General features: G+C 73.8%; 6 protein-coding genes. 5 read left to right on the top strand and 1 reads right to left on the bottom strand.

Annotated features, from left to right (window positions below; all coding sequences use genetic code 11):
* A partial coding sequence (locus AC1DUQ_RS12915) for an alcohol dehydrogenase catalytic domain-containing protein (RefSeq protein WP_477073912.1) occupies positions 1 to 930 on the top strand: 930 nt, incomplete at its 5' end.
* Between the two features lie 150 nt (positions 931 to 1080).
* Positions 1081 to 3225, top strand: coding sequence for an RNA polymerase recycling motor ATPase HelR (gene helR / locus AC1DUQ_RS12910; protein ID WP_477073911.1), 2145 nt, complete (start codon positions 1081 to 1083; stop codon positions 3223 to 3225).
* An 18-nt stretch (positions 3226 to 3243) separates the two neighbouring features.
* On the opposite strand, the gene AC1DUQ_RS12905 is transcribed toward helR, so the two are convergent.
* A complete protein-coding gene (locus AC1DUQ_RS12905) occupies positions 3244 to 3948 on the bottom strand; it encodes an RraA family protein (protein WP_477059532.1) in 705 nt (234 codons plus the stop codon).
* A gap of 90 nt (positions 3949 to 4038) precedes the next feature.
* On the opposite strand from AC1DUQ_RS12905, the gene AC1DUQ_RS12900 reads away from it, so the two are divergent.
* The 3 genes from AC1DUQ_RS12900 to AC1DUQ_RS12890 form a co-directional block, all read left to right on the top strand.
* Positions 4039 to 4938, top strand: a complete 900-nt coding sequence (locus tag AC1DUQ_RS12900) for a hypothetical protein (protein WP_477059531.1) — start codon at positions 4039 to 4041, stop codon at positions 4936 to 4938.
* A 140-nt stretch (positions 4939 to 5078) separates the two neighbouring features.
* Entirely contained in the window at positions 5079 to 5864 is a 786-nt protein-coding gene (locus tag AC1DUQ_RS12895) for an ABC transporter ATP-binding protein (RefSeq protein ID WP_477059530.1), read from the top strand.
* Positions 5864 to 8346, top strand: a 2483-nt coding sequence (locus AC1DUQ_RS12890; RefSeq protein WP_477073910.1) for an ABC transporter permease, incomplete at its 3' end; no start/stop codon positions are given. The genes AC1DUQ_RS12895 and AC1DUQ_RS12890, both read left to right, overlap by 1 nt.

Here is an 8346-nt window from a genome sequence, read left to right as displayed (position 1 = left end):
GTGCTGCGGGTCCGCGACGTGCCGGAGCCGCGCGTCGAGGCCGGTCAGGTGCTGGTCCGGGTGCGCGCGTCCGGGCTGAACCGGTCCGAGCTGCACTTCCGCCGCGGGCAGGCGTCGTCGGGCAGCTTCCCGCGGATCCCGGGGATCGAGGCCACCGGCGTGGTCGAGTCGGCGCCGGGCGGGGAGCTCTCGGTCGGGACGCAGGTCATGACGATGATGGGCGGTATGGGCCGCACGTTCGACGGCGGCTACGCGGAGCTCGTCGTCGTGSCCGCCGCGCAGGTCATCCCGTTCACCAGCGACCTGCCCTGGGACGTGCTCGGGGCCGTCCCGGAGATGCTGCAGACCGCGCACGGGTCGCTCGCCGTCGGCGTGCAGGCACGTCCCGGCGACACGGTGCTCGTGCGCGGGGGGACGTCCTCGGTGGGCCTGGCGATCGCGGTGCTCGGACGTCTGCGCGGGCTGACCGTGCTCTCGACCACCCGGTCGGCGGACAAGGTCCGGCTGCTCGAGGGGGTCGGCGTCGCGCACGCGCTGGTCGACGACGGTCAGGTGGCCCGCCAGGTGCGCGAGCTCGTGCCCGAGGGCGTCGACGGCGCCGTCGAGCTGGTCGGGGTGAACACCCTGGCCGACACGCTGCGCGCCACCCGCCCCGGCGGCACCGTCTGCTTCACCGGGATGCTCTCGGACCAGTGGACGATCCCGGAGTTCTACCCGATGGACTGGCTGCCCAACGGCGTGCGGCTGACGGCGTACTCGGGCGCGTCGGCCGACCTCCCGGTGGACGTGCTGCAGGGGTTCCTCGACGCGGTCGCCGCCGGTGCGGCGCGGGTCCCGCTCGGGCGGACGTACCGGCTCGACGAGATCGTGCGGGCGCACCGGGACCTGGAGGCGGACGCCGTCGGCGGGAAGGGCGTGGTGGTCCTGTGACACCCGACACCGTGTGCGTGCGCGTCTGGGCGGGCGAGGAGGGAGCCGGTTGGCGCCGCAGGCTGTGGGCGCGGCTCCTCCTCCTTTTCAAGGTATAGCCGGGCGGGGGGCTTGCGGCAAGGCCCCCGTCGCGGCGAAGAATCTCCGACCGTGACACCCCTGACCACCCGTGCGTTCGACCTTCCCGACCACCTCGCCGCCAAGGCGGACCCCGCGCTGATCGCCCGCGACGAGCAGCACCTCGCAGCCATCGGCGAGAGCCTCGCGGAGCAGATCGCGGAGCTGTCCGACCGCCTCGACGTCCAGCGCACCGCCCCCGGCCGGGGCGGTCAGCAGGCGCTGGACCGCGACCAGGAGATCCACCGCCTGACCGCCCGCCTGCGCACCCTGCGGCGGTACGGGCTGGACCTGTGCCTCGGGCGCATGGTCGGCTCGGACGACTCCGAGCCGGTGTACGTCGGACGGCTCGGCCTGACCGACAGCGCCGGGCGTCGGCTGCTGGTCGACTGGCGCTCCCCCGCGGCCGAGCCGTTCTTCGGGGCCACCTACGCGCAGCCGATGGGCCTCGCGAGCCGCCGTCGGTACCGCTGGACGGGCGGCCGGATCCGCGACTACTGGGACGAGGTGTTCACCGCCGACGGGCTCGAGCAGAGTGCCGCGCTCGACGACCAGTCCGCGTTCATCGCGAGCCTGGGCAGCGACCGATCCGACCGGATGCGCGACGTGCTGGGCACCATCGCGGCCGACCAGGACGCGATCATCCGTGCAGGCTCCCGGGGCGCCCTGGTGGTCGACGGCGGTCCCGGCACGGGCAAGACCGTCGTCGCCCTGCACCGCGCGGCCTACCTCCTGTACTCCGACCCGCGCCTCGGTCACCACCGCGGCGACGTGCTGGTSGTCGGWCCGCACGAGCCCTACCTCGCCTACGTRKCCGACGTGCTGCCSAGCCTCGGCGAGGAGGGGGTGCAGACGTGCACCCTGCGCGACCTCACGCCCGAGGGGGCCGCGGCCACCGTCGAGACCGATCCGGACGTGGCCCGGCTGAAGGCGTCGGCGCGGCTGGTGGGGGCGATCGAGCCGGCCGTGCGGTTCTCGGAGCGGCCGCCCACCGAGGGGATGCTCGTCGAGACGGAGTGGGCGGACCTCTGGCTCAGCACCGCCGACTGGGCGGAGGCGTTCGGCGCTCCGGACCCCGGCACCCCGCACAACGAGGCCCGCGACCAGATCTGGGAGACGCTCCTGGACATCCTGGTGGACAAGCACGAGGACGAGGACGTCCCGGCCGAGGTGCTCCGCCGGGCCCTCGCCAGGAGCACGGAGCTGGCCCGCGTGTTCAGCGGCGCGTGGCCGGTGCTCGAGGCGACAGAGCTCGTCGGCGACCTGTGGTCGGTGCCGGCCTACCTGCGGCTGTGCGCCCCGTGGCTCACCCCCGACGAGGTCCGCACGCTCCAGCGCGAGGACGCCCAGGCGTGGACCGTCTCCGACCTGCCGCTCCTGGACGCGGCCCGGCAGCGCCTGGGCGACCCCGAGACGTCCCGACGCCGGCGACGGCAGGAGGCAGCGCTGGCCGAGCAGCGCGCCCGGATGGCCGACGTGGTCGACGACCTGATCGCGACCGACGACTCCGAGATGCTCGTGATGTCGATGCTGCGTCGCCCTGACCTGCAGGCTGCGCTCGTCGACGACTCGGCGCTGCCGACCGCCGACCCGGACCTGCTCGCCGGCCCGTTCGCGCACGTCGTCGTGGACGAGGCTCAGGAGCTGACCGACGCGGAGTGGCAGATGCTCCTGCTGCGCTGCCCGTCCCGGAGCCTCACGATCGTCGGCGACCGTGCGCAGGCCCGGCGCTGCTTCCCCGAGTCGTGGGAGGAGAGGCTCGCACGGGTGGGGCTGCACGAGATCTCGGTGGCGTCCCTGAGCATCAACTACCGGACGCCCGAGGAGGTCATGGTCGAGGCCGAGCCGGTCATCCGGGCCGCGGTCCCGGACGCGAACGTGCCGACCTCCGTCCGCCGCAGCGGCCTCCCCGTCGTCCACGGGTCGTGGGCGGAGCGCGACGCGATCCTCGACGCCTRGCTGGCCGCGCACGCCGACGGGATCGCCTGCGTCATCGGCGACCCGTCGTTCGAGGCCACGCCCCGCGTCCGGTCGCTGAGCCCGGAGCTGGCCAAGGGGCTCGAGTTCGACCTGGTCGTGCTCGTCGACCCGGAGGCGTTCAGCGCGGTCGACCGCTATGTCGCGATGACCCGGGCGACCCAGCGGCTGGTCCTCCTCACGAGCGCGACCGGACCGTGAGCGACGAGGCCACCGGTGTCACTCCTCGATCGCGGCGTCGAGGGAGCGCAGGTGCTGGCGGAAGGTGATCCCGTCCCGGTCGCGGGCGACGAGGTAGTCCCCGAACCGGGTCTGCTCGCGCAGGGTCGTACCGAGCTGCATGCGGGCTGCCTGCTGCCGTTCGGTGTCTCGGATCCGCGCCGCGACGACCGCGATCTCGGCAGCCTTCCCGGACGGGATGAACACGACCCCGTCGTCGTCGACGAGCACGACGTCGTCGTCTGTGATCGTGTGCGGTCCGCACCGCGCCCACGCGAGCGCGTCGGCGGGCTGGGCGTCGAGGCGCTCGGGCCCGCCGGGGCAGGCGCCGAGGCTGGCCACGGGCAGGGCGATCGAGCGCAGCTGGGTGGTGTCGCGATGCAGCCCCCAGATCACGATCCCCGCGAGCCCCGCGCGCGCGACCTCCAGGGCGACCAGGTCTCCGACGCAGGCCTCGTCGGTGCGACCGTCGTTGTCCACGACCAGGACGTCCGCGGGCTCGGCGCGCTCGAGGGCCTCGAGGAACACGTCGACGCTCCCGACGTGGCGCACGGGCCGGGCGCGGCCGACCACGTGGACGCCGGCCCACAGCGGTCGCAGCGAGGGCGGGCCGCACCGGACGGCGACGCCGAGACGCAGGCACGCGTCCGCGACGTGCGGGGTGGTCAGGTCCAGGAAGGTGGTCTGCAGGGTCAGTGCGTCCATGAGCGCATCCTCGCCGGTGGTGCCGCCGCCGAACAGGTGAGTTCTGTGCCGAGCCCTCGTGTCGCGCGGGTCCGTCAGTAGGTTCGGCGGATGACCATGGCCAGCGAGGACGACGCGTACGTGCGCGAGCAGGCGATGTTCGGTGGGGTCGCGGTCCAGTCCAGCCGGCCCTCGGACGAGGCGGTGGTCGCCGTGCTGCGGGACGGGCTCGAGCGTGTGGTCGAGCAGTGCATGGGGATCGATCTCTCGTGGACGACGGTCGCCACCGTCGCGTCCGACGACCTGTCGACGGGCCGCGGGGACACGGGCCGCCGCCGGATCGACTGGGACTTCGCGCTCGGACGCGGCGAGCCGTTGCAGACGGTGACGCTCATCGGGATGGCGAGCGCGCTGGAGGGCTACCACTGGCACCCGAAGTGGCTCCCGGTGACTCTGCACGCGACGCTGCCGGTCACCGTCGCGCACGGCCGGGGGGACGGCGGCGGGCTCGCGGTCCGGCTCTCGATGCACCGGTGGGCCATGTACGGGGGCGGCGAGGACCTGGTGCGGGTCGCGGACCTGCTGACGCCCTGGCTCCTGGACGCCGCGGACCGGCTGGACGCCGACACCGGGTACGCGACCCTGGACCAGGTCACCGCGGAGGACGGTCAGAGCCCGTGGGAACGGGCCACCGGATGCGCACCGTCGCTGCGGGACGTCACGCGGACGCTCTGGGGGTACGGCTGGGGCACCCTGCTGTCACCTGTCCACGTCGAGGCCGTCGGTGGGCTCGACGCGCTCCGGGACGTCCTCCCCACGGTCGAGCTCCGCGACGTCGGATCGGGCCGGACGTGGCTGACGCTCGGCCCGGACCCCGCCGCCGTCCAGGCCGAGGACATCAAGGCGCTCCGTGAGGTCCTGGCCCCCGCGCTGCCGGTCGGGGACCGGACCGTCGAGGAGTGGGAGCGGTCCGTGGCCCTGGACGAGCACCCCGAGCGATACGTCGTCTGAGGGCACCACCAGGGTTGGACGGCCCCGCRGGTCAGGGTCGAACCAGGGCCTGACCAGGGGCTTCACCGATGCCGCGCGCGTTCGGGTGACGGGACCATCGTCACGGAACAGATGTCCGGACGTGCACTGAGGTGAGGACCATGACGAGCGAACAGACCACCCCCATCGCGAGCGCCCGCGGGCTCGTGAAGACCTACGGCAAGGGCGACACGGCGGTGCACGCCCTCGCGGGGGTGGATGTCGACTTCGGTCGCGGCGAGATGACCGCGATCATGGGCCCCTCGGGCTCCGGGAAGTCGACGCTCATGCACTGCATGGCCGGCCTCGACCGCACCGACGCCGGGACGGTCGTCGTGGACGGGCTCGAGGTCAGCGGCATGAACGAGCGGCGGCTGACCAAGCTGCGCCGCGACCGCCTCGGGTTCATCTTCCAGGCGTTCAACCTGGTGCCCACCCTGACGGCGCTGGAGAACATCACGCTGCCGCTGGACATCGCGCGCCGGCCCGTCGACAAGGCGCACCTCGCCGAGGTCGTGGAGGCCGTCGGGCTGGCGGACCGGCTGAGCCACAAGCCGTCGGAGCTGTCGGGTGGGCAGCAGCAGCGCGTGGCCTGCGCGCGCGCCCTGGTGTCCCGGCCCGCGGTGGTGTTCGCCGACGAACCGACCGGCAACCTCGACTCCACGTCCTCGGCGGAGGTGCTCGGGTTCCTGCGCCGGTCCGTGGACGAGCTCGGGCAGTCCGTGGTCATGGTGACGCACGACCCGACCGCCGCGTCCTACGCGCACCGCGTGCTGTTCCTGGCAGACGGGCGCGTGGTCGGCGAGCTCACCGACCCGACGCCCGAGTCGGTCCTCGCGGCGCTCGCGGCCATGCGGCCTGCCCGGCAGGGTGCTCCCGTCCTCCTCGCGCAGACCGCGAGCCTGTGATGGGACGCGTCGCACTGCGCGGCATCCGCGCGCACCTGGTGCGGTTCCTGCTGTCCGTGCTTGCCGTCGCGCTGGGCGTCGCGTTCGTCGCGGGCACGTTCGCGCTGCGCACCATGCTCTCGGGCACCTTCGACGGGATCGTCGACGCCGCGGCCCCCGGGGACGTGTATGTGCGCGTGCTGCAGGCCGAGGGGTCGTCCGTCGTCACGGGCACGGCCAACGCCACGGGCGAGAGCGTGCCGCGGGACCTGGTGGAGGAGATCGCGGCGGTCGACGGCGTCGCCCACGCGGTCCCCGGCGTCTCGGGACCCATCGTGCTGGTCGGCGCGGACGGGACCGCCGTCCAGAGCACGCAGGCACCGTCGTTCGCCCTGATGTACGTGCCGGACGACCCGTCGCTCGACGTGGTCGAGGGTCGCGGCCCGCAGCGGCCCGGCGAGGTCGCCCTGGAGTCGGCCACGCTGGAGTCGTCCGGCCTCGCGGTCGGCGACACCACCGACGCGGTGCTCGGGGGCGAGGTCACGCAGGTCGAGGTCGTCGGCCGCGTCGACCTCGGCGGGCCGATGGCGGGCGCGACGATCGTGCTCGTCGACGCGCAGACCGGCCAGGACGTGCTCGCGCCCGAGAACGGTGTCAACGACATCGCGGTGTACGCGGCGGACGGCACGTCGGTCGACCAGCTGGTCGACCGGATCTCCGCGATCGCCCCCGACGGCCTGGAGGTCGTCACGGGTGACGCGCTGCGCGCCGAGAACAAGACCGAGATCGCCAGCCAGCTCGGCTTCGTCACGACGTTCCTGCTGGTCTTCGCGGCGATCGCCCTGTTCGTCGGGGCGTTCATCATCTCCAACACCTTCGCCATGTCGGTGCGGCAGCGGATGCGCGAGCTCGCGCTGCTGCGGGCCGTCGGGGCGTCGCCGTTGCAGGTGTTCTCCTCGGTGCTCGTGCAGGCCGCGGTCGTGGGGCTGCTCGGCTCCGCGCTGGGCATCGCGGGTGGGCTCGGGCTGGTCTCGGCGCTGCGCGTCGGGCTCGGCTCGGCCGGGATGGACCTCGTGGGGACGATCCCGCTCGACGTCACGACGGTCGTGGTGTCGCTCCTGGTCGGCACTGTCGTCAGCGTCCTCGCGGCCGCGCTGCCCGCGCGGCGGGCGGCACTCGTGCCCCCTGTCGAGGCGATGCGCGACGACGTCGCGACCCCGGAGAAGTCACTGCGCTGGCGCGCGTTCGGCGGGCTCGTCGTCACGGGTGCCGGTGTGGCCGCGCTGGTGGTCGCGCTGCTGCGGCCGGAGGCGGACTCCGCGGAGGTCTGGCTCGGCACGGGTGCGGCCGCCGTGCTCGTGGGGGTGCTCATGCTCTCGCCCGTCGTCGCGCGCTCGGCGGTCGGGGTCCTCGCGTGGCCGTTCGTGCGGCTGCTGCGGCCCATCGGGCGGCTCGCCCGCGGCAACGTCGTGCGCAACCCGCGCCGGACCGCCAACACGGCCGGCGCCCTCATGATCGGCATGGCGCTGGTCGGCGCGGTGTCGGTGATCGCCGTGACCGCTCAGCAGTCGGTCGCCGGGGTGGTCGAGGCGCAGACCAACGCGGACGTCGTGGTGCGGTCGGCGACGCAGGTGATCCCGGCCGGCGCGGTGGACGACGTCGTCGCGCTGCCGGAGGCGGGCCGTGCGGACCCGATCGCGTTCGCCCCGCTCGGGGTCGCGGTCGGCGACGCGACGCCCGAGGTGCAGTACGTGATCGGCCTGGACTCCGGGACGCTGGGCGGCTCGGTCGAGGTCGACGTGGTCGACGGCTCGCTCGACGGGCTCGGTGCCGGAGAGGTCGCCGTCCTGGAGTCCGCCGCCGAGGAGCACGGCTGGGGCGTCGGCGACACGCTCTCGGTCAGTGGCACGGGAGGGCCGCAGGACCTCACCGTCACGGCGGTCTTCACGACGAACATCCTCGGGTCGCCGCTCGTCGTCGACCGTGGGGTGCTCGACGACCTGCTGCCGCGCGAGCAGCAGATGGTCGACACGATCCTCGTGTCCGCGGCCTCCGGGGTGAGCACGGCGCAGCTGCAGGACGCGGTCGCCGAGGCTGTCGCGCCGTACGTCGTGGTCTCGGTGCTCACCCGTGCCGAGTTCGTGTCGAGCCTGGCCGACCAGGTGAACCAGGTGCTGGTCATCCTCTACGCGCTGCTCGGGCTGTCCGTGGTGATCGCCGTCCTCGGCATCGTCAACACCCTCGCCCTGTCCGTGATCGAGCGGACGCGGGAGATCGGCCTGCTGCGGGCCGTCGGGCTCGGGCGCCTGCAGCTCGCAGGGACGGTGACCATCGAGTCGGTGCTGACGGCAGTGTTCGGCACGGTGCTGGGGCTGGTGGTGGGCGTGGCACTCGCCTCGACCCTGCCGACCCTCTTCGCGGACGAGGGCCTCTCGACGCTCGTCATCCCCTGGGGGAGCCTCGCCGGGATGCTCGTCCTCGCGGTGGTGGTCGGGGTGCTCGC

Source organism: Cellulomonas sp. P4_B5_2, assembly GCF_056402235.1.
Note: the sequence above shows the minus strand (reverse complement) of the source record. Positions and strands in the feature narration are given on the sequence as shown.

Excerpts from the sequence above, each read along its gene's own strand:
- AC1DUQ_RS12905 (WP_477059532.1), bottom strand. The coding sequence starts at position 3,948 with ATGGACGCACTGACCCTGCAGACCACCTTCCTGGACCTGACCACCCCG.
- AC1DUQ_RS12900 (WP_477059531.1), top strand. The coding sequence starts at position 4,039 with ATGACCATGGCCAGCGAGGACGACGCGTACGTGCGCGAGCAGGCGATG.
- AC1DUQ_RS12895 (WP_477059530.1), top strand. The coding sequence starts at position 5,079 with ATGACGAGCGAACAGACCACCCCCATCGCGAGCGCCCGCGGGCTCGTG.